At 73.0% G+C, this 638-nt stretch carries 1 pseudogene; it reads left to right on the top strand.

Features of this window, described 5'->3' with window-relative positions:
- Window positions 1-517 (top strand): annotated as a pseudogene (locus tag AN218_RS05775) (asparagine synthase-related protein); the annotation flags it as partial.
- Between the last annotated feature and the right edge of the window lie 121 nt (window positions 518-638).

Here is a 638-nt window from a genome sequence, read left to right on the forward strand (position 1 = left end):
CAGGCCGCCGACCACCGCGTACTCGAACAGGCCGCCGAGATGCGCAACCAGCGGCTGCACGCGCCCTTCTACGACAACCAGGTCGTACGCGCCTGCCGCGACCTCCCCGAAGCGCTGCGCGTCAAACCGGGCGCCCGGGCGTCGGTGCTGCGGGCCGTACTGGCGGNGAGTGCACGACCTGCCCGCCGGGTGGGGCGCGCCGTCGCACGCGTACCAGGCCGCGTCCCAGCGCGCGGGCCTGCGGACCGCCGCGAGCGAACTCCTCGCGCTCTTCGACGCACCGCTCCTCGCCGACGCCGGACTTGTCGAGGCCCGCGTCGTACGCAAAGCCATTCGCGCCGCGTCCCAGGGCGAACCGCTGCCCCTCGACGGCCTCGCCGACCTCGTCTCCACGGAACTTTGGCTGCGCAGACTCATCTCACGACGCGGCACCTGCTGGACGGGCTCCGCCGCACCGCGCCAACGGGCCGTCGCCTCCGGGGTGTTGCCGGCGGCGCAGGAACGGCCTGCGTTGTGAGGGTGTTCGGTTGTGGAGGGGGCTCTACGGTTTTCAGGGTGGGAAGTTGTGCAGGGGGCTCACCCCTTATGTGGTGAATGGGGCTCTCCCCTGGGGCCTCCTCCCCCCCCCGCCCCCCCCG

The sequence above is a fragment of the Streptomyces nanshensis genome (genome assembly GCF_001751255.1).
GTDB lineage: Bacteria > Actinomycetota > Actinomycetes > Streptomycetales > Streptomycetaceae > Streptomyces > Streptomyces nanshensis_A.